General features: G+C 71.2%; 18 protein-coding genes and 1 pseudogene. 6 read left to right on the forward strand and 13 right to left on the reverse strand.

From position 1 onward, the window contains the following. Positions 1-114: 114 nt before the first annotated feature. Entirely contained in the window at positions 115-447 is a 333-nt protein-coding gene (locus BM339_RS41120) for a LysM peptidoglycan-binding domain-containing protein (RefSeq protein ID WP_075024363.1), read from the reverse strand. Positions 448-623: 176 nt separating this feature from the next. On the opposite strand from BM339_RS41120, the gene lexA reads away from it, so the two are divergent. After that, a complete protein-coding gene (gene lexA, locus BM339_RS41125) occupies positions 624-1,310 on the forward strand; it encodes a transcriptional repressor LexA (RefSeq protein ID WP_021594191.1) in 687 nt (228 codons plus the stop codon). Between the two features lie 45 nt (positions 1,311-1,355). Here lexA and leuS read toward each other — a convergent pair whose 3' ends face one another. Together leuS and BM339_RS41135 are read right to left on the reverse strand one after the other, a co-directional pair. After that, the gene (gene leuS, locus BM339_RS41130) at positions 1,356-3,824 is read right to left on the reverse strand and encodes a leucine--tRNA ligase (RefSeq protein WP_021594190.1); all 2,469 of its coding nucleotides are present in this window, start codon (positions 3,822-3,824) and stop codon (positions 1,356-1,358) included. A 173-nt stretch (positions 3,825-3,997) separates the two neighbouring features. Beyond that, complete coding sequence (locus BM339_RS41135) at positions 3,998-4,612, reverse strand: TerB family tellurite resistance protein (protein WP_143118804.1); 615 nt, start codon at positions 4,610-4,612, stop codon at positions 3,998-4,000. Positions 4,613-4,737: 125 nt separating this feature from the next. Here BM339_RS41135 and BM339_RS41140 point away from each other — a divergent pair, with 125 nt between their 5' ends. Further along, the gene (locus BM339_RS41140) at positions 4,738-6,282 is read left to right on the forward strand and encodes a long-chain-fatty-acid--CoA ligase (protein ID WP_021594188.1); all 1,545 of its coding nucleotides are present in this window, start codon (positions 4,738-4,740) and stop codon (positions 6,280-6,282) included. A gap of 68 nt (positions 6,283-6,350) precedes the next feature. Here the strand turns inward: BM339_RS41140 and BM339_RS41145 are convergent, their stop codons facing one another. Continuing rightward, a complete protein-coding gene (locus BM339_RS41145; RefSeq protein WP_075024364.1) occupies positions 6,351-7,619 on the reverse strand; it encodes a cytochrome P450 in 1,269 nt (422 codons plus the stop codon). Between the two features lie 128 nt (positions 7,620-7,747). Continuing rightward, positions 7,748-9,139, reverse strand: a complete 1,392-nt coding sequence (locus tag BM339_RS41150; RefSeq protein WP_021594186.1) for an aspartate aminotransferase family protein — start codon at positions 9,137-9,139, stop codon at positions 7,748-7,750. Positions 9,140-9,301: 162 nt separating this feature from the next. On the opposite strand from BM339_RS41150, the gene BM339_RS41155 reads away from it, so the two are divergent. Next, entirely contained in the window at positions 9,302-10,183 is an 882-nt protein-coding gene (locus BM339_RS41155; RefSeq protein WP_075024365.1) for an alpha/beta fold hydrolase, read from the forward strand. On the opposite strand, the gene BM339_RS52025 is transcribed toward BM339_RS41155, so the two are convergent. Continuing rightward, positions 10,164-10,859: a GMC family oxidoreductase gene (locus BM339_RS52025; RefSeq protein WP_256255772.1), complete on the reverse strand. Its 696-nt coding sequence runs from the start codon at positions 10,857-10,859 to the stop codon at positions 10,164-10,166. The two genes, BM339_RS41155 and BM339_RS52025, sit on opposite strands and share 20 nt — an antisense overlap. Positions 10,860-10,874: 15 nt before the next feature. Continuing rightward, positions 10,875-11,720 (reverse strand): annotated as a pseudogene (locus BM339_RS52030) (GMC family oxidoreductase); the annotation flags it as partial. Positions 11,721-11,885: 165 nt separating this feature from the next. On the opposite strand from BM339_RS52030, the gene BM339_RS41165 reads away from it, so the two are divergent. Then, complete coding sequence (locus BM339_RS41165; protein WP_075024366.1) at positions 11,886-13,376, forward strand: SEL1-like repeat protein; 1,491 nt, start codon at positions 11,886-11,888, stop codon at positions 13,374-13,376. Positions 13,377-13,387: 11 nt separating this feature from the next. On the opposite strand, the gene BM339_RS41170 is transcribed toward BM339_RS41165, so the two are convergent. Then, the gene (locus tag BM339_RS41170) at positions 13,388-13,960 is read right to left on the reverse strand and encodes a TetR/AcrR family transcriptional regulator (protein ID WP_021594182.1); all 573 of its coding nucleotides are present in this window, start codon (positions 13,958-13,960) and stop codon (positions 13,388-13,390) included. Positions 13,961-14,048: 88 nt separating this feature from the next. Between BM339_RS41170 and BM339_RS41175 the strand changes: the two genes are divergently transcribed. Beyond that, a complete protein-coding gene (locus BM339_RS41175) occupies positions 14,049-14,420 on the forward strand; it encodes a DUF4267 domain-containing protein (protein ID WP_024936242.1) in 372 nt (123 codons plus the stop codon). A gap of 76 nt (positions 14,421-14,496) precedes the next feature. Here BM339_RS41175 and BM339_RS41180 read toward each other — a convergent pair whose 3' ends face one another. From BM339_RS41180 to BM339_RS41195, 4 genes are all read right to left on the reverse strand, one after another. Then, positions 14,497-15,762 (reverse strand): class I SAM-dependent methyltransferase, encoded by a 1,266-nt coding sequence (locus BM339_RS41180; protein ID WP_021594180.1) that lies wholly within the window; start codon positions 15,760-15,762, stop codon positions 14,497-14,499. Between the two features lie 81 nt (positions 15,763-15,843). Beyond that, positions 15,844-17,211: an FAD-binding oxidoreductase gene (locus BM339_RS41185; protein WP_075024367.1), complete on the reverse strand. Its 1,368-nt coding sequence runs from the start codon at positions 17,209-17,211 to the stop codon at positions 15,844-15,846. A gap of 231 nt (positions 17,212-17,442) precedes the next feature. After that, the gene (locus BM339_RS41190; RefSeq protein WP_075024368.1) at positions 17,443-17,964 is read right to left on the reverse strand and encodes a DUF1707 and DUF4870 domain-containing protein; all 522 of its coding nucleotides are present in this window, start codon (positions 17,962-17,964) and stop codon (positions 17,443-17,445) included. A gap of 36 nt (positions 17,965-18,000) precedes the next feature. Further along, a complete protein-coding gene (locus BM339_RS41195) occupies positions 18,001-18,822 on the reverse strand; it encodes a polysaccharide deacetylase family protein (RefSeq protein ID WP_075024369.1) in 822 nt (273 codons plus the stop codon). Positions 18,823-18,974: 152 nt separating this feature from the next. On the opposite strand from BM339_RS41195, the gene BM339_RS41200 reads away from it, so the two are divergent. After that, the gene (locus tag BM339_RS41200) at positions 18,975-19,346 is read left to right on the forward strand and encodes a hypothetical protein (protein WP_024936243.1); all 372 of its coding nucleotides are present in this window, start codon (positions 18,975-18,977) and stop codon (positions 19,344-19,346) included. 117 nt (positions 19,347-19,463) lie between these two features. Here the strand turns inward: BM339_RS41200 and BM339_RS41205 are convergent, their stop codons facing one another. Next, complete coding sequence (locus BM339_RS41205) at positions 19,464-20,438, reverse strand: DUF4192 domain-containing protein (protein WP_075024370.1); 975 nt, start codon at positions 20,436-20,438, stop codon at positions 19,464-19,466. Positions 20,439-20,598 lie beyond the last annotated feature (160 nt).

Raw genomic sequence — 20,598 nt, forward strand, 5'->3', positions numbered from 1 at the left:
GACACTCCCCCGCTGTGAACCTCTCGCGCGCGCCGGGCGTTGGGGACGGCGCGTTGGTTTGAGGAGGTTGGTGTGCGCGGTGGCTGCGCCGGCGCTCGCCGTGGCCGGCGGGGGTCAATTGGTGGGGAGGCGTAGTTCTTGGCCTGGGTGGACGGTGGGGTCGCCGGCCAGGCCGTTGAGGTCGATGATGCGTTGGACGACCAGGCGGGGATCGGTGTCGGGGTCGGCGGCGGAGGCTATGTCCCAGAGGGTCTCGCCGGGTTCCACGGTCACCGTTCGAGCCGGGCGCTTGGTTTCGCGGTCTTCTCGGGAGCCGGCGAAGGCGCCGGGGCCCACGGTGAGCCAGAGCAGCACGAGGGTCACCGTGGCGGCGAAGCCGATCACCACGGCGCGGCCGCGGCGGGTCAGGCGGATCGGGGTTCGGTCACTGTGGGGTGAACCAGACATCTCTCCCCTCCATGACGTCGAATGCATTTTCGATCGAACGTCTGTACGATGTTCTATCAGGCGACGTCCGCAAAAAGCGAGCACCTCTTCGAACAATTGTTTGATCATTAGGCCTGGACGCGGTAGCGTGCCATGACAAGGAGTGACGGATCGAGGCGCCCGGGAGGCGACTAGCGATGAGCAAGGTCCGGGAGCTGCCCGACGGGCCGATGGACGAGACGGGCCTGACCCAGCGACAGCGCATGGTGCTGGAGGTGATCCGCGACTCGGTGCAGCGCCGGGGGTACCCGCCCTCGATGCGCGAGATCGGCGAGGCCGTCGGACTGACCAGCACCTCCAGCGTGTCGCACCAGCTCCGGGCGCTCCAGCGCAAGGGCTTCCTGCGCCGCGACCCCAACCGGCCGCGCGCCGTCGAGGTGCGGGTGCCGGGGGCGACGCCGGTGCGGACGGACGAGGAGCCCTACGAGCCGGCCCCGGCGCACCCCACGCCCGCGTACGTGCCGCTGGTCGGGCGCATCGCCGCGGGTGGGCCGATCCTCGCCGAGGAGGCCGTCGAGGACGTGTTCACGCTGCCCAAGCAGCTCGTCGGCGAGGGCACCCACTTCCTGCTGAAGGTCACCGGGGACTCGATGATCGACGCCGCGATCGCGGACGGTGACTGGGTCGTCGTCCGGCAGCAGCCGGTGGCCGAGCAGGGCGACATCGTGGCGGCCATGATCGACGGCGAGGCCACGGTGAAGACGTTCAAGCGCCGCGACGACGGCCACATCTGGCTGATGCCGCAGAACCCAGCCTACGAACCGATCCCCGGCGACGAGGCGTCCGTGCTCGGACGGGTCGTGGCGGTCCTCCGCAAGATGTGACGAGCAGCGGCCGCCGGAGCTCCGGCGGCCGCTGCTTTTTGCCCTCTAGCGCTTCGGGACGATGTTGACGATCTTGGGTGCGCGGACGATGATCTTGACGATGTCGGCGCCGCCCAGGGCGTCCTGGACCTTGACCGAGGCCAGCGCCTGCCGCTCCAGCTCCTCCTCGGCGATGCCGGGCGGCACCTCCAGGCGGTCGCGGACCTTGCCGGCCACCTGAACGACGCAGGTGACCGACTCCTCCACCAGCAGGGCGGGGTCGGCGGACGGCCAGCCCGCATGGATCACCGGGGCGGTGCGGCCCAGCAACTCCCACGCCTCGTCGGCGGTGTAGGGCGCGAACAGCGACAGCAGGACCGCGATCGTCTCGGCTGCCTCCCGGACGGCCGGGTCGGCGGCGCCGGGGCCGGAGTCGATGGCCTTGCGGGTCGCGGTGACCAGCTCCATGATCCGCGCGATCGCGACGTTGAACCGCTGCGTCTCGACCAGGGTGGTGGCCTCGTCGACGGTGCGGGCGGTGACGCGGCGCAGGGCGGTGTCGCCGGAGGTGACGTCGACGCCCGGCGCGGACGTCACCTCGGAGGCGATCCGGTGGACGCGCGACAGGAACTTCGACATGCCGTGCGGGGACACGTCCGCCCAGTCGATGTCGTCCTCGGGCGGGCCGGAGAACAGGATCGCCAGCCGGACGACGTCCACGCCGAACTCGGAGATCTGCTCGCCCAGGTCGACGCCGTTGCCCAGCGTCTTGGACATCGCCTTGCCCTGGTTGATCACCTGGCCCTGGTTCAGCAGCCGGGTGAACGGCTCGGTGAAGTCGACCATGCCCATGTCGTGCAGGACCTTGGTGAAGAACCGGCTGTACAGCAGGTGCAGGATGGCGTGCTCGACCCCGCCGGTGTACTGGTCGACCGGCATCCACTTGCGGACCTGCTCGACGTCGAACGGGCCGCCCTCGTAGCCGGGCGAGCAGTACCGGAAGTAGTACCAGGACGAGTCGACGAAGGTGTCCATGGTGTCGGTGTCGCGGGTGGCGGCGCCGCCGCACTTGGGGCACTCGACGTTCACCCAGTCGGACGCGGCGGCCAGCGGCGAGGTGCCCTTGGGCGCCAGGTCGGCGCCGCGCAGGCCCTCGGGCAGCGCGACCGGCAGCTGGTCGTCCGGGACGGGGACCTCGCCGCACGACGGGCAGTGGACGATCGGGATGGGGCAGCCCCAGAACCGCTGCCGGGACACCAGCCAGTCGCGCAGCCGGAAGTTCACCGACGCGCGGCCGGTGCCGCGCTCCTCCAGGATCTCGGTGATGCGGGCGATGGCGTCGGCCTTGGTCAGCCCGTCGATCGGGCCGGAGTTGACGATGGCGCCGTCGCCGGGGGTGGCGGCGCCCGTCTCGGCCGGGTCGGGCAGGCCGGTCTCGACGACGACGCGGACGGGCAGGCCGAACTTCAGCGCGAAGTCCAGGTCGCGCTGGTCGTGCGCCGGAACGGCCATGATCGCGCCGTGACCGTATTCGGCCAGCACGTAGTCGGAAGCCCAGACCGGCAGCCGCTCGCCGTTGACCGGGTTGACCGCGTAGCGGCCCAGGAACACGCCGGTCTTCTCACGCTCGGTGGACAGCCGCTCGATCTCGCTCTCGCGGGAGACCTCCTCGCGGTAGGCCTCGAACGCGGCCCGGTGGTCGGGGTGGCAGATCTCCTCGGCCAGCTCGGCGTCGGCGGCGACCACCATGAAGGTGGCGCCGAACAGCGTGTCGGGACGGGTGGTGTAGACGGTGACGGGCTCGTCGCGCCCCTCGATGACGAAGTCGACGTCGGCGCCGGTGGAGCGGCCGATCCAGTTGCGCTGCATCAGCAGGACGCGCTCGGGCCACTTGCCCTCCAGCTGCGCCATGTCGTCCAGCAGCCGGTCCGCGTACTCGGTGATCTTGAAGTACCACTGGGTCAGCACGCGCTTCTCGACCAGCGCGCCGCAGCGCTCGCAGTGCCCGCCGACGACCTGCTCGTTGGCCAGGACGGTCTGGTCCTTCGGGCACCAGTTGACGTGCCCGCCCTTGCGGTAGGCCAGGCCCCGGTCGTAGAAGCGCAGGAACAGCCACTGCGTCCACTTGTAGTACTCGGGGTCGGAGGTGTGCAGGCGCCGCGTCCAGTCGAAGGAGGGGGCGTAGCGGCGGAACGAGGCGGCCTGCGTCTCGATGTTGGCGTAGGTCCATTCGGCGGGGTGCGAGTCGCGCTTGATGGCGGCGTTCTCGGCGGGCAGGCCGAAGGAGTCCCAGCCGATCGGGTGCAGAACGTTGTAGCCGCGCTGGAACCAGTAGCGGGCGGGGACGTCGCCGATGCCGAACGCCTCCGCGTGCCCCATGTGCAGGTCACCGCTGGGGTAGGGGAACATGTCCAGGGCGTAGCGGCGCTCCCGGGCGGTGTCCTTCTCGTCCGCCTGGAACGGGTCGAGCTCCGCCCAGCGGGCCTGCCACTTGTCCTGAACCGCCCGTGGATCGTAGTGCTCGTCGCTGCTCACGCTTCAGACTCCGCTTTCCTGCTCACTGGGTCGTGGCCGTCCGCCGACATGAAACGGCCCCTCGCACAGGAGGGGCCACCACGCTGACGTCAAATCGTCAACGTGGTCCTTCGAGGAGCAGCCTGGCTGACATACATCAAGAGTAGCGCAGCCGCAAGCCCTCCCGCCGGGGATCAGTGTCCGGACTGCTGGCGGGCCATGGAGACGACGCCGGTCACCTGGACGCGGGTCAGCTCCAGATCGGCGCCGACGGCGGCGAGGGTCTCCTCCTCGGAGGCGGTCAGCGGGCCGTCGACCAGGGCGATCTCGGCGGCGGCGCGCAGGATGCTCTCCCGCGCCTCGGGGGCGAGGGCCGAGGCGGCGCGGGCCATCTCGACGCGGACGTCGTCGAAGGGGCGGCCGAGGTCGGCCGTCAGCGCGGCGTCGCCGTAGCCGGTGTCGCCGGCCTGCTGGACGACGGCGACCGCGCGGGTGCGGGCCGCCGCGTCGGTGTAGTCGCCGGAGCGCAGCACCTGCGCGATGGCCATGCGCAGCAGCATCGCGGGCATCTGGGCGAGCTGCGCGGTCGTCGGCACGTTCAGGACGCCGGTGTTCCAGCGCCCGTGGCACGTGTCGCATTCGACGAATTCGCCGCCCGCCTTGGTCAGCGGGATGACCGGGATGAAGAACAGCGTGAAGAAGTTGCGTCCCTGCCGGCGCCGGTACTCGCGGTCGCCGCCGCAGTCGGGGCAGTGGAAGACGCCCCGGGTGAGGGTGAAGAAGACCACCCGCCAGCCGAAAATGATCAAGATCCCGCAGCCTTTCTCGATGAAACGGCACATCGTATCGGTGCCCGGTGCGGCAGGATCGCGGAACGGTTTCATAGACTCGGCGGTAACTAACCGGCCGGTCACCTTTCCGCGCGAGGAGTGCCATGCTCAACCTGTCCGTGCTACTGGAGGACGCCGCCAGGGAAACGCCCGACCGCGACGCGGTCGTGTTCGGCGATCTCCGGCTCTCCTACTCGTTCCTCGACTCGGTCGCGAACCAGGTCGCGAACCTGCTGCGGGAGCGCGGCATCAAGCCGGGCGACAAGGTGGCCCTGTCCAGCCCGAACCTCCCGTACTTCCCGATGGTCTACTTCGGGGCGCTCAAGGCGGGCGCGGTGGTCGTCCCGCTGAACGTCCTGCTCAAGCCCCGGGAGATCGCCTATCACCTGGGAGACTCCGGCGCGAAGGCGCTCTTCTGCTTCGAGGGGACGCCGGAGCTGCCGCTCGGCGAGATGGGGTACGCGGGCTTCGAGCAGGCCGAGGGGTGCGAGCACTTCTTCCTGCTGCCGGCGGACCCGTCCGCCGCCGAGTCCCCGATCGAGGGCGCCGACCTGTTCTGGGCGGCGCTCGCCGGGAAGCCGGGCACGTTCGACACGGCGCGGACGGAGCCGGACGACACCGCCGTCATCATCTACACCAGCGGGACGACCGGCCAGCCGAAGGGCGCCGAGCTCACGCACAGCAACCTCCTGATGAACACCATGGTGGACGACACGCTCTTCTACCGGACCCTGCACGACACGTCGCTGGTGACGCTGCCGCTGTTCCACATCTTCGGGCAGACGTGCGTGATGAACGTCGGCCTCTACCGGCGCGCGACGCTCGTCATGCAGGCGCGGTTCGACGCGAAGCAGGCCGTCGAGCTGATGGTCAAGGAGAAGGTGAACATCTTCGCGGGCGTCCCGACGATGTACTGGGGGCTGCTGACCGACGAGACCTCGGAGGAGGACATCGCGACGATCCGGGAGAACCTGCGGGTGGCGGTGTCGGGCGGGTCGGCGCTGCCGATGGAGGTCCTGAAGGGGATCAAGAAGAAGTTCGACGTGGACATCCTGGAGGGCTACGGCCTGTCGGAGACGTCGCCGGTGGCCTCGTTCAACCGCCCGGACCGTCCGACCAAGCCGGGCTCGATCGGCCTGCCCGTCTGGGGCGTGGAGATGAAGCTGATCGACGACGGCTGGAAGGAGATCGAGGGCGAGGGGCCCGGCGAGATCGCCATCCGGGGCCACAACATCATGAAGGGCTACCACAACCGGCCGGAGGCGACCGAGTCGTCCATCAAGGACGGCTGGTTCCGCACCGGTGACGTGGCCCGCCGGGACGAGGACGGCTACTACTACATCATCGACCGCTCCAAGGACATGATCATCCGGGGCGGGTACAACGTGTACCCGCGGGAGCTCGAAGAGGTCCTGATGACCCACCCGGAGGTGTCGCTGGCCGCGGTCGTGGGTGTGCCGCACCCCTCGCACGGCGAGGAGGTCAAGGCGTACGTGATCCGGACGCCGGGCGCCACCGTGACCGAGGACGAGCTGGTCGCGTGGGGCAAGGAGCAGTTCGCCGGCTACAAGTACCCGCGGATCGTCGAGTTCCGCGACGAGCTGCCGATGACCGCCACCGGCAAGATCCTCAAGCGCGAGCTGCGCTAGCCGGCACCGCCCAGGGCCTCGGCGCGGGCCGAGGCCCTGGGTGCCGGCGCCGCGCCGCCCCTGCCGGATCAGATCGAGTAAGGCAGGCGCTTGATCCCGTTGATGAAGTTGGACTCCAGCCGGTCGGGGTCGCCGGACGCCCGGATGTTCGGCGTCCGGCGCAGCAGCTCGCGGAACATCACGGTGATCTCGCGCCGGGCCAGGTGCGCGCCGAGGCAGAAGTGCGGCCCGGGGCCGCCGAAGCCGACGTGCGGGTTCGGGTCGCGCAGGATGTCGAACTTCTCCGGGTCGGTGAAGACCGATTCGTCGCGGTTGGCCGACCAGTAGTAGAGGAGGAGCTTGTCGCCCTCCTTGATCTCGTGCTCGTTCAGCGTGGTGTCGCGGGTGGCGGTGCGGCGCATCCAGATGACCGGCGACACGTACCGGACGATCTCCTCGACCGCGCCCGGGACGCGGGCTTCGAAGTCCTCGGTGAGCAGGGCGCGCTGGTCGGGGTCGCGGGTGAGCAGGTCGAGGCCGTGCGCGATGGCGTTGCGGGTGGTCTCGTTCCCGGCGACGACGAGCAGGATGAAGAACGAGCCGAGCTCCTGGTCGGTCAGCGACTCGCCGTCGATGTTGGCGTTGACCAGGGCGGACGTCAGGTCGTCGGTGGGTTCGGCGCGGCGCTTGCGGCCGAGCTCCCCGACCAGTCCCTTCAGCGTCTCGCCCGCGGCGAGCAGCGCCATCGCGAGCTGCTCGGGGTCGTCGGACGGGATGAACTCCGCGTCGTTGCCCGCGAGGATGACGTTGGTGGCGTCCAGGACGGTCGTGTACCGGTCCTCGGCGATGCCCATCATGTCGCAGATGATCTTCAGCGGAAGCCGGGCGGCGACGTCCGCGACGAAGTCCCCGGTGCCGCCGCCGGCCGCGATGCTCTCGACGATCTGGCCCGCGACCGCCTCGACCCGGTCCTCGAACCGCTGGATCATCCGCGGGGAGAACGCCCGGGACACGATCCGCCGGATCTTGGCGTGCCGGGGGTCGTCCATGCTGATCATCGAGCCGAAGTACTCGTGCATGTCGCCCGGCATGTCCGGGATGCTGATGGCGCCCCTGCCGGAGCAGAAGTCCTGCGGGCGCCGGGACGCCTCGACGACGTCGGCGTGCCGGGTCAGCGCGTAGTAGCCGGGCCCCTGCGGTGCGATGACGATGTCGGGTTCTTCGAACAGGACCAGGGACGGGTGCCACCGCAGGGCCTTGAAGGCCTCGTGCCGGTGGTCGTGCGGCCGCCGCCAGAACTCCCAGTCCGTCAGGTTGATGTCCTCGACCTTGAGCACCTTCGCCCACCACCTCGTCATATCCGAACCCGATTCGGTTTACATGCAGCCTCTCAAAGTAAAGCCGCACGCGCACACTGATCGGGACGGTGACGCGCCTCACAGTAGTGGTCCCGGGCCCGGCGCGCGGCCGGGCCCGGACATCCAGCTCACATCCGGCCCCATGCCTCCTTGAGGACGGAACGGAGGATCTGCTCGATCTCGTCGAAGTGCCCCTGGTCGCAGATCAGCGGCGGCGCCAGCTGGACGACCGGATCACCGCGGTCGTCGGCGCGGCAGTACAGGCCCGCCTCGTAGAGCGCCTTGTCGAGGAACCCGCGCAGCAGCCGCTCGGACTCCTCGTCGTCGAACGTCTCGCGCGTGTCCTGGTCCTTGACGAGCTCGATGCCGTAGAAGTAGCCGTCGCCGCGGACGTCCCCGACGATCGGCAGGTCGCGGAGCCGCTCCAGCGTGCCGCGGAAGGCGTCCCGGTTGCGCCGGACGTGCCCGTTGAGGTCCTCGCGCTCGAACAGGTCGAGGTTGGCCAGGGCGACCGCCGCCGACACCGGGTGCCCGCCGAACGTGTAGCCGTGCGCGAACATCTCCGTCCCGTTCTTGAACGGCTCGAAGAGGCGGTCGGCCACCAGCATCCCGCCGAGCGGCGCGTACCCGGAGGTGACGCCCTTGGCGAACGTGATGATGTCGGGCGTGTAGCCGAACCGCTCCGCGCCGAACATCGCGCCGAGGCGCCCGAACGCGCAGATGACCTCGTCCGACACCAGCAGGACGTCGTGCCGGTCGCAGATCTCCCGGACGCGCTGGAAGTACCCGGGCGGCGGCGGGAAGCAGCCGCCGGCGTTCTGCACCGGCTCCAGGAACACGGCGGCGACGGTGTCCGGGCCCTCGAACTCGATGGCCTCCTCGATCCGGTCCGCGGCCCACCGGCCGAACGCCTCGGGGTCGTCGCGGTGCTCGGCGGCCCGGTAGATGTTGGTGTTCGGCACCCGGAACCCGCTCGGCACGAGCGGCTCGTACGGGGCCTTCAGCTCGGGCAGCCCGGTGATCGACAGCGCGCCGTGCGGGGTGCCGTGGTAGGCGACCGCGCGGCTGATCACCTTGTGCTTGCCCGGCTTGCCGGTGAGCTTGAAGTAGTGCTTGGCGAGCTTCCACGCGCTCTCGACGGCGTCGCCGCCGCCGGCGGTGAAGAACGCGCGGTTCAGGTCGCCGGGCGCGAGGGCGGCGAGGCGCTCGGCCAGCTCGACGGCCTTCGGGTGCGCGTACGACCACAGCGGGAAGAACGCCAGCTCGGCGGCCTGCTTGGCACCGGCCTGCGCCAGCTCCTCGCGCCCGTGGCCGGCCTGGACGGTGAACAGCCCGGACAGCCCGTCGAGGTAGCGCCGGCCCGCCGAGTCGTAGACGTAGGGCCCCTCACCGCGGACGATCACCGGGATCTCGTCGCCGCCCTGGGAGGCCGAGTGGCGCGCGAAGTGCATCCACAGGTGGTCGCGCGCCGCCTTCTGCATCGCGTCGTACCGCTTGCCAGTCACGTCCGGCTCCGTCATCACGCTTCCCTCGCTGCAATCGATCCAGTTGCCTTGATGCTAAGTGACTACGGATTCCGCTGTAAACAGATAAGTAGACGCCGGTATCCGAAGAATGACCACCCCGATACCCACCGCCCACCGGGACCCCGGTACCGTTCGCCGCGAACCGAGGAGGCGGACATGGGCGACATCACGACCGGATCTGTCACGGCGAACGGGCTCGACTTCGGATACCTCGCGGCGGGCCCGCAGGACGGGCCCCTGGCCCTGCTGCTGCACGGCTTCCCCGACTCGGCGCACTCCTGGCGGCACCTCATGCCGGACCTGGCCGCCGCCGGGTACCGCGCCGTGGCGCCCTTCATGCGCGGCTACGCCCCGACGTCCGTCCCGGAGGACGGCGCCTACCAGAGCGGCGCCCTCGCCGCCGACGCCGTCGCCCTGCACGAGGCCCTCGGCGGTGGCTCCGACGCGGTCGTCGTCGGCCACGACTGGGGCGCGTTCGCCACCTACGGCGCCGTGAACGCCGCCCCGGACCGCTGGCGCAAGGCCGTCGTGATGTCCGTCCCGCCCGTCTCGGTGATGACGACCGCGTTCCTCGACTACGAGCAGCTCAAGCGGTCGTTCTACATCTTCGTCTTCCAGACGCCGCTCGCGGAGGTCGCGCTGGGCCGCGCGTTCGTCGAAGGGCTGTGGCGCGACTGGTCGCCCGACGACGGCCGGGACCGGTCCGCGGACGTCGACCACGCCATGGACTGCCTGCGCACGCCCGCCAACGTCGCGGCGGCCATCGGGTACTACCGGGCCATGCTCGACCCGTCCCGGCTCCTCGACCGGTACGCGGCCGAGCAGCGGGCGACGACCGAGGTGGGCGAGCGCCCCGTTTTGTACCTGCACGGGGCGGAGGACGGCTGCATCGGCGCGGACCTGGTGGACCTGGACGCCGTCCGGGCGGAGCTCCCGCCGGGGTCGCAGGCCGCCCTCGTCCCGGGCGCCGGCCACTTCCTCCAGGTGGACGCCCCGGTCGAGGTGAACGCGCGCATCGTCAGGTGGCTGTCCGCCTGATCAGGTCGGCCGCCTTCTCCCCGATCATGATCGCGGGGGCGTTGGTGTGCCCGCGGGTGATCTGCGGCAGGACGGACACGTCGGCCACCCGGAGCCCGTCGACGCCGCGGACGCGCAGGTCCGGGTCGACGACCGAGTCCGCCCCCGTCCCCATCCGGCAGGTGCCGGTCGGGTGGTACAGCGTCTCGGCGTGCCCCCGGACGTAGCGGGCCAGCGCCTCCTCGTCCTCCGCACCCGTGTAGGGCTCCATGGGGTCTCCGGCATAGGGCTTCAGCGCCTCGGCGCCGAGCAGCTCCTCGGCGCGCCGGACGCCGACCATGAGGCGGCGCAGGTCGTCCTCGCGGGACAGGTAGGCCGGGTCGATCACCGGCGGCGCGGCCGGGTCGGCGGAGGAGAGCGTGATGCGCCCGGCCGACTCCGGCTGGAGCAGGACGACGCCGAGGGTCACGCCGTGCTCGGCCGGCGGGGTGAGCCCGTGCGCGATGTACGGGACCGGCGCGAAGATCAGTTCGAGGTCCGGGGCGTGCAGGGACGGGTCGCTCGTGGTGAACACGACCGCCTCCCCGACGTTGGACGTCAGCGGCCCGCGCCGCGCGATCAGGTAGCGGGCGACGTCGCGCAGCGACCCGGCGTCCGCGAGCGTGATCTTCTCGGGGCAGTGCCGCAGGACGGCCACCGACAGGTGGTCCTGGAGATGCCGCCCGACGCCCGGGCTCTCGACGACGGGCTCGATCCCGGCGCCGCGCAGATGCTCGGGGTCGCCGATGCCGGAGAGCATGAGCAGGTGCGGCGACCCGACCGCGCCCGCCGACAGGACGACCTCGCGGCGGGCCGTGACGCGCTCCCCGCCGTGCTCGACGCCGGTCGCGCGCCCGTCCTCGACGAGGATCCTCGTCACTTGCGCACCCGTGACGACGGTGAGGTTTGGGCGCTTACGGGCGGGACGCAGGTACGCGTCGGCGGCGCTGCACCGCCTGCCGCGCTTCTGGCTCACGGGGGTGAGCGCGTAGCCCTCGTTGGACGGGCCGTTCAGCTCGGGCCGCCGCTTCAGGCCGGCCGCCGCACACGCGTCGAGGAACGCGCGGGTCGTCGGGTTGGGACTGCGCTGCTCGGAGATCGTGACGGGGCCGGACGTCCCGTACACGTCGCCGGCGTTGCTGCCGGCGCGCCCCTCGACGCGCTTGAAGTACGGGACGACGTCCTCGTACGACCAGCCCGGGATGTCCCAGTCGTCGTAGTCGTCTTAATGGCCGCGCACCCACATCATCGCGTTGAGCGAGGAGGAGCCGCCGAGCATCCTGCCGCGCGGCCAGTACAGCTCGCGCCCGTCCAGCCCGGCCTGGGGAGCCGTGCTGTAGTCCCAGTCGCACTCGGTCTTGAAGAGCTTCGGGAACGCCGCCGGGACGTGGATCTCGCCCTTGTCGTCAGGGCCGCCGGCCTCCAGGAGCGCGACGGTCACGGAGGCGTCCTCGGAGAGCCGCGCGGCCAGGGCACAGCCCGCGGACCCCGCTCCGACGATGACGTAGTCGTGTTCCATGAGGACTCCAGCGCTCCGTGGGCGCCGCGACGCCCGCCCGTCAAACCCGGGCTTACCACCCGTGGCCCGTCCCGTCCATGCATTCCGCCACGCGCGAGGAACCCGCCGCGGCCAGGCGGCGTCGATCTCTACGTCTATGACCCATTAGAGCGGAGGCGCGCGTACATGAGCGGATACCCGGCCGAGTCGATCGACCTGTACGAGGACGGTCTGGAGGCGCGGAAGGCGGGGCACCCGGACGACGCGGAGGACCTGTTCCGGCGGGCGTTCGAGGCGGGGCACCCCGGGGGCGCCCACGAGCTCGGGATGCTCGCGTCCGGCCGGGGCGAGGACGACCGGGCGGTGGAGTGGTGGACGCGGGCGGCAGGCCAGGGATACGCCCCGAGCGCCTTCGAGGCCGGATACGCCGCCGAGCGGGCGGGCGACCGGGCCGCGGCCGAGCGGTGGTACCGGCAGGCCGCGGAGGGCGGCCACTCCGGCGGCCCGCTGAACCTCGGCGTCCTCGCCGAGAACGACGGGGACCGGGAGGAGGCCATCCGCCTCTACCGGCAGGCATGGGACCTCGGAGCCGACCAGGCCGGCTTCAACATCGGCCGCCTGTACGACAACGACGGCAAGGGCGACCTCGACGCCGCGGAGACCTGGTACTCCCGCGCCGCCGAGCGCGGGAACGGGGGAGCCGCGTTCAACCTCGGGTTCGTGCGCGAGGACCGGGGCGACAGGGCCGGGAAGCTGGAGGCGTGGCGGCGCGCCGCCGAGCTCCGGCACCCCAGAGCCGCTCTCTGCCTCGGTGTGGACTTCGCCGAGGCCGGTGACGAGGACACGGCCGTCGCCTGGCTCCGCCGGGCGGTGCTGGAGGTCGGCTCCGAGAACGCCTCGCACCGCCTGCGCGACATCCACCGCGGCCGGGGTGACGGGCGCGGCGCCAGATTCTGGTCCGAGTTCCTCACGGGCCTCAGCGTCTACAGCCCCGAGTTCGAGGCGTTCGGCGCCTACGGCTCGGCCGCCGCGATCCACCGCCAGGACGTCCTCATCAAGGCGCTCGGGGACGGCTACACCTCCTTCGACCTCGACGAGCGGACCCTCAGCACGGGCGGCCGCACCTTCCACGGCGTGACCTTCCTCGGGAGCTACTCCCACGTCAGCCGGACGTGGAAGTGGGCCTGGGACAACCCGCACTTCGAGCAGGACTCGCCCGCCATCGCCCCGCTGCGCGCCATCCGCGACCACGGCGACCGGCAGGAGATTCCGGAACTCATGGCCGGCGGCCTCGACCTGTCGGGGTTCCCGAACCCGCATCAGGCGGCGACCACGATGGCCATCGCCGCCGCCGCGGTGCTCGGCGGCAACGGCGTCCACAGCTGCCGCGTCAACGACGGGCAGGGCTCGTTCTACTTCCATCTCGACGACCCCTCGCTGCCCGCCGCCGGGTTCGACCCGATCACGGCGCCGCGGGTGCTGATGACGGCCGCCGAGGTCTTCCCCGCCGACCCCCGCCGCGTCGTCCTCGGGTTCCTGGACGGGCACGGCTTCCGGATCAGGATGTCCGCCGACACCGTCGACGGCACCTCGCCCGACGGCGCCCGGGTGACGGTCGCGTTCACCCCGGAGGGCCTCATCAAGGCCATGACCGTGGGCCGCGGGGACGACGGCTGACGGACGGGCCGTCAGGTCGAGAAGCGCCGGAGCAGGACCGCGAGGCGCACGTCGTGCTCCTCGCGGCGCAGGCGGCCGTTGCGCATCAGGGTGAGGAGGCCGTGCAGGCCGCTCCAGAACGTCTCGGTGAGCGCCTCCAGATCGTCCTCGCCCGCGAAGGGCCGGACGGCCTCGCGTATCTCGCCGAATCCGGCGTGCAGGGCTTCGGGCGCCTCGGGGCTCGCGAACGGCAGGTCGACGGCGAGGGTGAACATCGCGTCGTACAGCGCGGGCCTGCGCTCCGCGAAATCCGCATAGGCCCTGGCGACCTCGGCGAGGACCCGCGCCGGCTCGGTGGACGAGGTGCGCGCCGCCCGCAGCGCGGCGGCGAGTTCGGCGAACCCCTCGACGGCGACGGCCGCCATGATGGCGTCCTTGCCTTTGAAGTGGCTGTAGAGGACGGGCTGGCTGTACTCGATCTCCGCGGCGAGCCGGCGGGTCGTCACCGCGTCCCAGCCCTCGGTCTCGGCCAGCTCCCGCGCCGCCGAGATGATCAGTCGTTCCCGTTCGGCGCGCTCGCGCTCGCGGCGTCCCTGGATCGTCATGGCCGGAATTCTAGCAGTGCTAGAAGTTCTTGCCTCGCTATGCTAGCGTCGATTCTGTTCCTAGCAGTGCTAGAAATTGGAGATCGTGATGCTCGTTCCCGCCGCCTACGGCCTCGCCGTCGTGCTCGTCCTGTTCGTGGTCTTCATCGGCGCCCGCTTCCTCGCGGCGCCCCAGGCGGCGGCCGCCGGATACGGCGTCCCCGCGAAGCCGGACGGCGACACCGCCTACCTGGAGATCAAGGGGCTGCGCGACCTCACGCTCGGCCTGGTCGGCCTCGCCCTGATCGTCTTCGCCGGCGCCCACGCCGCCGCCTGGTACATGCTGGTCGCGGCCATCGCGCCGCTCGGCGACACCCTCGTCGTGCTGCGCCACGGCGGCACCAGGGCGGTCGCCTTCGGCGTCCACTTCGCGACCGCCGTGATCGTGCTCGCCAGCGCCGCCCTCCTGTTCGCCGTCTGACCCTTCCGAGGCCCGGACGGCGACGGGCCGGCCGGAAAGTCCGGTCGGCCCGTCAACGGTGCGGGAGCGCCCGCCTTCACGATCCCCAGTCGGGACGCAGCGGCATGTGGCTCGTGCCGTCGTCGTCCAGCTTCACGCCCAGCGTCTGGTGCAGCTGGATCCAGTTCTGCCGGAAGCCGAGCACGCACCCGGCCATGTAGACGCGCCACACGCGGGCGGTGCCCTCGCCGACCTCGGCGACCGCCTCGTCCCAGTGCTCGTCGAGGTTCTCGCACCAGGCGGTGAGCGTCCGCGCGTAGTGCTCGCGCAGGTTCTCCTGGTGGCGGATCTCGAAACCCGCGTCGTTCATCTGCATCTGGACGTAGCCGGGGCCCTCCAGCTCACCGTCCGGGAACACGTACCGGTTGATGAACCCGTTCTCCTTGCGGGACGGCGCCCTGTTGTCCGGACGGGTGATGGTGTGGTTCAGCATCCGCCCGCCCTTCTTCAGCTTGCCGTGCAGGAACGTGAAGTAGGCGGGCAGGTTCGCCTTCCCGATGTGCTCGGTGAGGCCGATGGAGCTGATCGCGTCGAAGCCGGTCTCGGCCACGTCGCGGTAGTCCATGTGCCGGACCTCGGCGAGGTCGGACAGGCCCCGGTCGGCGATCGCCTTCTGCGCCCACTCGGCCTGCTGCTTGGACAGCGTCACGCCGAGCGCCTTGACGCCGTACTCCTTCGCCGCGTGCATGACCATGCCGCCCCAGCCGCAGCCGACGTCCAGCAGCCGCATCCCCGGCTTCAGCGCTATCTTCCTCGCGACCAGGTCGTGCTTGGCCCACTGCGCCTCCTCCAGGGTCGCGTCCTCACGCGGGTAGCACGCGCACGTGTAGGCCATGGACGGGCCGAGCACCCACTCGTAGAAGGTGTTGGACACGTCGTAGTGGTGGGAGATCGCACGGGCGTCCCGCCGCTTGGAGTGCCGCAGCCACGACGGGATCCGGCTGAACGGCGCCTCCTGCGGCGGCGGGTCCAGCCGGCGCGAGACCGCGCCGCGCAGCAGCGGATCACCCAGCACGGAACCGGCGATGCGCGCCTTGTCGGCCGCCGTCACATCGCCCAGCACCTGCTGCATCGTCGTCAGCGCGGTGATCATGTCGCCGTCGACGTCGATCATGCCGGTGACGTAGGCGCGGGCGAGCCCGAGCGCCCCCGGCGAGTGCAGCAGGTACGACACCGCGTAGGGCGAGCGCACGTCGAACCGGATGTCGGCGCCGGGAACCCCCGCCCGCGAGCCGTCGTACGCCGTGAACTCCACTGGCGCCTCAGCCCCGGCGAGCCGCTGGAAGACCTTGGCCAGCGTCATCTTCTTCCTCCTGTCTCTCCGTCCCGGGCCGGGCGGCGGTGGCCACCGGCGGCGGGCTCCCCCGATACGGCGGGCGCTTGGTCAGCGTCCGCGCACGCACTTGTCGTAGAGGTCCAGTAGCCGCTCGCCGGGGTCGTAGGCCCCCTTGAGCCGCCTATAGGTCTCACCGTCGTAGTACCGCCAGAACTCGTCCCGGCCGTAGAAGGCGGTGGAATAGAGGGACTTGTGGCCGTCGAGCGCCGCGACCTTCCGCTCGATGAGCCGGTTGTGGTACTCGGGGATCTGACCCGGCGGGATCCGCACCGTTCCCCAGAAACCCACGTTCACGTACGGGCGGCCGACGTCCAGCGGATACAGCGGCCAGCGCTCCTTCGCGCGCAGCGGGCACAGCCAGATGGGGCTCATGCCCACCTTGTCGTGGAAGAACTCCAGGAACTCCGGGAGCCGCTCGGTCGGCACCTCGATGTCCTGGATGACGTCCTCGCGCGGGCGAAGACCTCGCCACCGCTCCGCGCGCGCGACGATGTGGTAGCGGCGATCGTAGGCGACCAGCTTGCGGTACACGTCGGAGCGCTTGTACCTGTCCGGCCAGAGCCGGCGGACGGCCGGGTTCTGCACCCCGAACGCGCCCGAGCACCAGAACCAGTCGGTGTCCCAGCGCCAGATGTAGTCGCGGATCGTCAGGAAGTCGACCGACCGTTCCTGGACCGACCGGTAGTAGATGCCCTGGCCGGTGTAGTCGGACGTGTAGGGCGCCGAGTCGGCGAAGAAGCCGAGCGTGATGTACTGCTCCTTCGCGGAGAAGACCGTCCCGTCCATGAAGTCGACGGACTCGCCCTCGAACGTCCCGCTCTCGGTGATCTCGCCCATGACGCGGGCCAGCTCCGCCGCGTCACCGAACCGCAGATGGCGGAGGCGGACGTACGGGCGGACGGGACGCAGCTCGATCTTCAGCCGCAGGCTGTAGCCGAGCGTCCCGTAGGAGTTCGGGAAGCCGTAGAACAGGTCGGCGTGCTCGTTGTCGCGGGTCGCGGTGACGATCTGCCCGTCCCCGGTGAGGACCTCCAGCTCCAGGACGCCCTCGTGCGGCAGCCCGTCCCGGAACGACGTCGACTCGATGCCGAGCCCGGTCACCGCGCCGCCCAGCGTGATGGTCTTCAGCTGCGGGACGACCGTCGGCATCAGCCCGTGCGGGAGCGTCGCGTCGACCAGGTCCTCGTAGGTCGTCATGCCCTGGACCTGGGCGGTCCGCTCGTCCGCGTCGACGCTCAGGACCTTGTCGAACCCGGACACGTCCAGCCCGGGAGCCTCCGAGGGGTCGCGCCACCGGAACAGGTTGGAGGTCCGCTTCGCCAGCCGCACCGGCGTCCCCGCCGGGATCGCCGCGTAGGACCTCCGGAGCGCCTCCACCGCCCGCTGGTGATCACCTTTGACCGCAAGCTCCGTCATCTGCCCCTCCCTCGCCTAGTTAATCGATCATCCCATGCACGGTCCACATAACTCGGGCGTTAGGGGCGTCACAGGTAGGGAGGGGAATAAAGCCACGGGCGTACACATCGGCGTCGATTCATCTCCTGGAGCGACGGAACCGCGTACAGAGCGGCCACGTCAACACTTCCCCGGAGGCACCCGCCGACAAACCCGGGAGGCGCCCGGCACCTCGGCCGGGCCGGTGCCGGGTCACTTCACCAGGCGCAGGATCCAGGGGTAGCGGAACGTGCCGCCGGTCAGCGCGAACATCGCCGCGATCACCGACAGCACCCACGCGACCGCGTACGCGACCGCGCCGATCCCGAACGTGACGATCGTGAGCAGCAGCAGCGTCACCTGGAAGTTCACGGCCTCGGCGGCCTGCCTGCGGACGTACTCCGACCGCTTGCCGCTCAGCAGCATCAGCAACAGCGGCCCGACGAACAGCGTGGGGACGGCGATGGCATGGGCCGCCGCGGCGAGCATCCTGTCCTCGCCCGTCGGGGACTCCCCGTCCCACGCGGCCGGCTGCTTGCGAGGCGCGGGCACCAGGTCGTGGGTGACCGCGCCGAGGTCGCGCCGCGTCTTGGCCGTCATCGCCAGCTGGACGCGCATGTCGAACTCGTCCTCGTCGAGGCGCCCCTCGGCGTAGGCGACCTGGAGGTTCTGGATGACCGGTTCCCGCTCGGCGTCCGAGACCCGCAGATCCCCCGCCGCGTAGCTGCTGTTCATACCTCCCATGCTCGGCGGGCGCGGGCCGCCGAGGTATCAGGGAAGACCCTGAGCCTCCCCTGAATTCAGCTGGACGTACTCCTCCCCCGGTGTCAGGCGGCCGCCGAACAGCTCCGGCACCGTGACGAACACGTAGCCGCGGGCGGCCAGCTCGTCGACGATCCTCGGGACGGCCTTCACCGTCGTCGGATGGATGTCGTGCAGGAGGACGATGGAGCCGGGCTTCACCTCCTTCAGCACCCGCTTCTCGACGTACCCGGTGTCGCGGCGCTCCCAGTCGAGCGGGTCGACCGTCCACATCACCTGCGCCAGCCCCAGGCTCCGCGTGATCTTCTTCAGCCGCCCGGACGTCGACCCGTAGGGCGGCCGGAGCAGGACCGGGGTGACGCCGGACGCCCGCCGGATCGCGTCCTGCGTGCGGTTCAGCTCCGACAGGATCTCCTTGCGCGAGGCGTGGCCGAGATCGGCGTGCGTATAGCTGTGGTCGGCGAGCTCGTGTCCCTCCGCGGCCTCGCGCCGGACCAGCTCGGGATGCTCCGCGACGTTCTCGCCGATCAGGAAGAACGTCGCCCTCACATGGCGGGCGGCCAGGATGTCCAGGAGCTCGCCGGTGCTCTCGGCGGGCCCGTCGTCGAACGTCAGCGCCACGCACCTGGCCCGCGCGCAGTCGGGTGGCGGCGGCTTCGGCGGGGCCGTGGGCCGGGGCTCCGGCTTCGTCGGGTGGCGGTCCGGGGCCGCGCTCCGGGCGGCGACGAGCCCGGCCTGCTTCGGAGCGGGGGTGAGCGTGCTGAGCAACCCGAACAGCGAGGCCGCGAGCACGGCCGCGGCCCCCCGCCGGACGCGGTCCAGCCCGTCCATCGATCCCCCCGATGATGATCCCCCAGGTGCGCAAGTCTAGGGCTCGACCCCCCGCCCGCCGGGGATGCCGCCGCTGTGTCGGGAACCCGCGCCGCGCGGGTGTCGTTATCGTCGTACACCGCAATCCGGCGGCACAGGCGACGGGATGGGCGATGAGGTTCCGGGATCGATTCGGGATCCGCAGACATCGCGGACCCACGGTGACGAGACTCGACCGCGAGGCGACGGACTCCGACATCGAGGCCCTGATCGCGTTCGCCCGGTCCCGGCAGGGCGTGGAGTTCTTCGTCGAGCCGGAGACCTTCGCCACCGACACCACGGCCGTCGCGGTCGCCCACGACGGCGAGTGGACCCGCCGCCGGGTCGGCTCCCCCAAGGTCATCGCCAAGGTGGCGCGCGACCTCGGCCTGCCCATCTACGACGTCCAGATCGTGGGCTACCCGCCGCGCATGCGCGCCTGGAACGAGCGCAACCGCGACCGCCGCATAGACCCCGGCACGCCCGGCCAGGCCGTAGCCCCCTGACCGCGCGCCCCCCGACCAGCGTGGACGGGCGTGCCGAACGAGCTGCGCGGCAGGACGCCGCCCCCGGACCCTGCACGCCTACACGGGCCGTGTCGAGGCTTGGGTGGGTGGGGTGGGTTACCCGGCCTTGCGGTGGGGGTGGGCGTCGTAGGCGGTCGCGAGCTGGTCGGGGTTCATGCCCAGGCGGAGCTTGGACGGGGGGATGCCAGCGTGGATCACCTCCCGGAGCAGGACGGCCATGGAGTAGGCGGGGTCGGCGTCGAGGGCGCGTTGCAGGGCCACGTTGGCCAGGCCGCCGTCGCCGGCGGTGTAGGCGGCGAACGCCAGGAGGGACGCGGGGGCCGGGACGTGCCTCTCGTCCACGCGGCGGACGATGTCGCGCCAGAAGGCGATGTCGGCGGCGGGCGCGTCCTCGTCGATGCGAATCCAGGCCTCGTCGCGGATGCGCAGGTCGGTGAGGAGGAGGCCGAGCCAGGCGACCTCGTCGTCGGTCGGGCGGATGCCGGTGCGGACGTGGGCGAGCAGGGCCAGGACGAAGACGAGGTCGCTCTCGGCGTCCGTGCGGGGGCAGGCGAGGCGGCGCTTCTCGGCGCGCTCGGTGGCCCGGTGCATCGCGGGGTCGCCGATCGGGGCGACCGACGCGACGAGTTCGGCGCGGTCGGCGAGGGCCACGTGACCGGCGAAGGTCGCCTGGGCGGCGAGGGCGCTGGCGGAGATGTCGTACGGGGTCCCTTCGGGCGGGCAGCAGTCGCCGTCGCACGTCAGCGACCACCAGCGGCCCTCGGCGACGCGGATCGCCTCGGCGGCGGGGACGCCGGCGTCCGACAGCGCCGCGCGCATCGGGGCGGCGGCCGCGGCCACCTCGCCGGCCGGACCGTAGCCGAGCACGAGCGAGCGGGTGAAGCCGTTCGCGGCGAGGAGGGCGGCCACCCGGCCGGCGTCGCCGGACGGTAAGTCGAGCCGGATCGCGCACGTGCCGCCGGAGCGGCCCTCGAAGCCGATCACGACGAGGCTGCGGGACGGGTGGAAGCCGAGCAGGTAGGGGACGGCCGCGATGGCGTCCTGTGCGGAGCGGATCACCAGGGGTGTCATGGCTCGACCCTCGCAGGGGCGGCGCGCCGGCCGAGCACGGTCCCGCGATTGTGGATAACTCCGGGCCGGCGGGAACCGGCGGCCCGAGTGCGGGCTACCGGGGCGCGGGTGTCGGCCGCGGACGGTAGCGTTGGGCGACGTGCCCGCCCCTGATCTGCTG

Origin of the sequence: Actinomadura madurae (assembly GCF_900115095.1) — a bacterium.
Lineage (GTDB): Bacteria > Actinomycetota > Actinomycetes > Streptosporangiales > Streptosporangiaceae > Spirillospora > Spirillospora madurae.

Excerpts from the sequence above, each read along its gene's own strand:
- BM339_RS41120 (WP_075024363.1), bottom strand. The coding sequence starts at position 447 with ATGTCTGGTTCACCCCACAGTGACCGAACCCCGATCCGCCTGACCCGC.
- lexA (WP_021594191.1), top strand. The coding sequence starts at position 624 with ATGAGCAAGGTCCGGGAGCTGCCCGACGGGCCGATGGACGAGACGGGC.
- BM339_RS41140 (WP_021594188.1), top strand. The coding sequence starts at position 4,738 with ATGCTCAACCTGTCCGTGCTACTGGAGGACGCCGCCAGGGAAACGCCC.
- BM339_RS41145 (WP_075024364.1), bottom strand. The coding sequence starts at position 7,619 with ATGACGAGGTGGTGGGCGAAGGTGCTCAAGGTCGAGGACATCAACCTG.
- BM339_RS41150 (WP_021594186.1), bottom strand. The coding sequence starts at position 9,139 with ATGACGGAGCCGGACGTGACTGGCAAGCGGTACGACGCGATGCAGAAG.
- BM339_RS41155 (WP_075024365.1), top strand. The coding sequence starts at position 9,302 with ATGGGCGACATCACGACCGGATCTGTCACGGCGAACGGGCTCGACTTC.
- BM339_RS41165 (WP_075024366.1), top strand. The coding sequence starts at position 11,886 with ATGAGCGGATACCCGGCCGAGTCGATCGACCTGTACGAGGACGGTCTG.
- BM339_RS41170 (WP_021594182.1), bottom strand. The coding sequence starts at position 13,960 with ATGACGATCCAGGGACGCCGCGAGCGCGAGCGCGCCGAACGGGAACGA.
- BM339_RS41175 (WP_024936242.1), top strand. The coding sequence starts at position 14,049 with ATGCTCGTTCCCGCCGCCTACGGCCTCGCCGTCGTGCTCGTCCTGTTC.
- BM339_RS41180 (WP_021594180.1), bottom strand. The coding sequence starts at position 15,762 with ATGACGCTGGCCAAGGTCTTCCAGCGGCTCGCCGGGGCTGAGGCGCCA.
- BM339_RS41185 (WP_075024367.1), bottom strand. The coding sequence starts at position 17,211 with ATGACGGAGCTTGCGGTCAAAGGTGATCACCAGCGGGCGGTGGAGGCG.
- BM339_RS41190 (WP_075024368.1), bottom strand. The coding sequence starts at position 17,964 with ATGAACAGCAGCTACGCGGCGGGGGATCTGCGGGTCTCGGACGCCGAG.
- BM339_RS41195 (WP_075024369.1), bottom strand. The coding sequence starts at position 18,822 with ATGGACGGGCTGGACCGCGTCCGGCGGGGGGCCGCGGCCGTGCTCGCG.
- BM339_RS41200 (WP_024936243.1), top strand. The coding sequence starts at position 18,975 with ATGAGGTTCCGGGATCGATTCGGGATCCGCAGACATCGCGGACCCACG.
- BM339_RS41205 (WP_075024370.1), bottom strand. The coding sequence starts at position 20,438 with ATGACACCCCTGGTGATCCGCTCCGCACAGGACGCCATCGCGGCCGTC.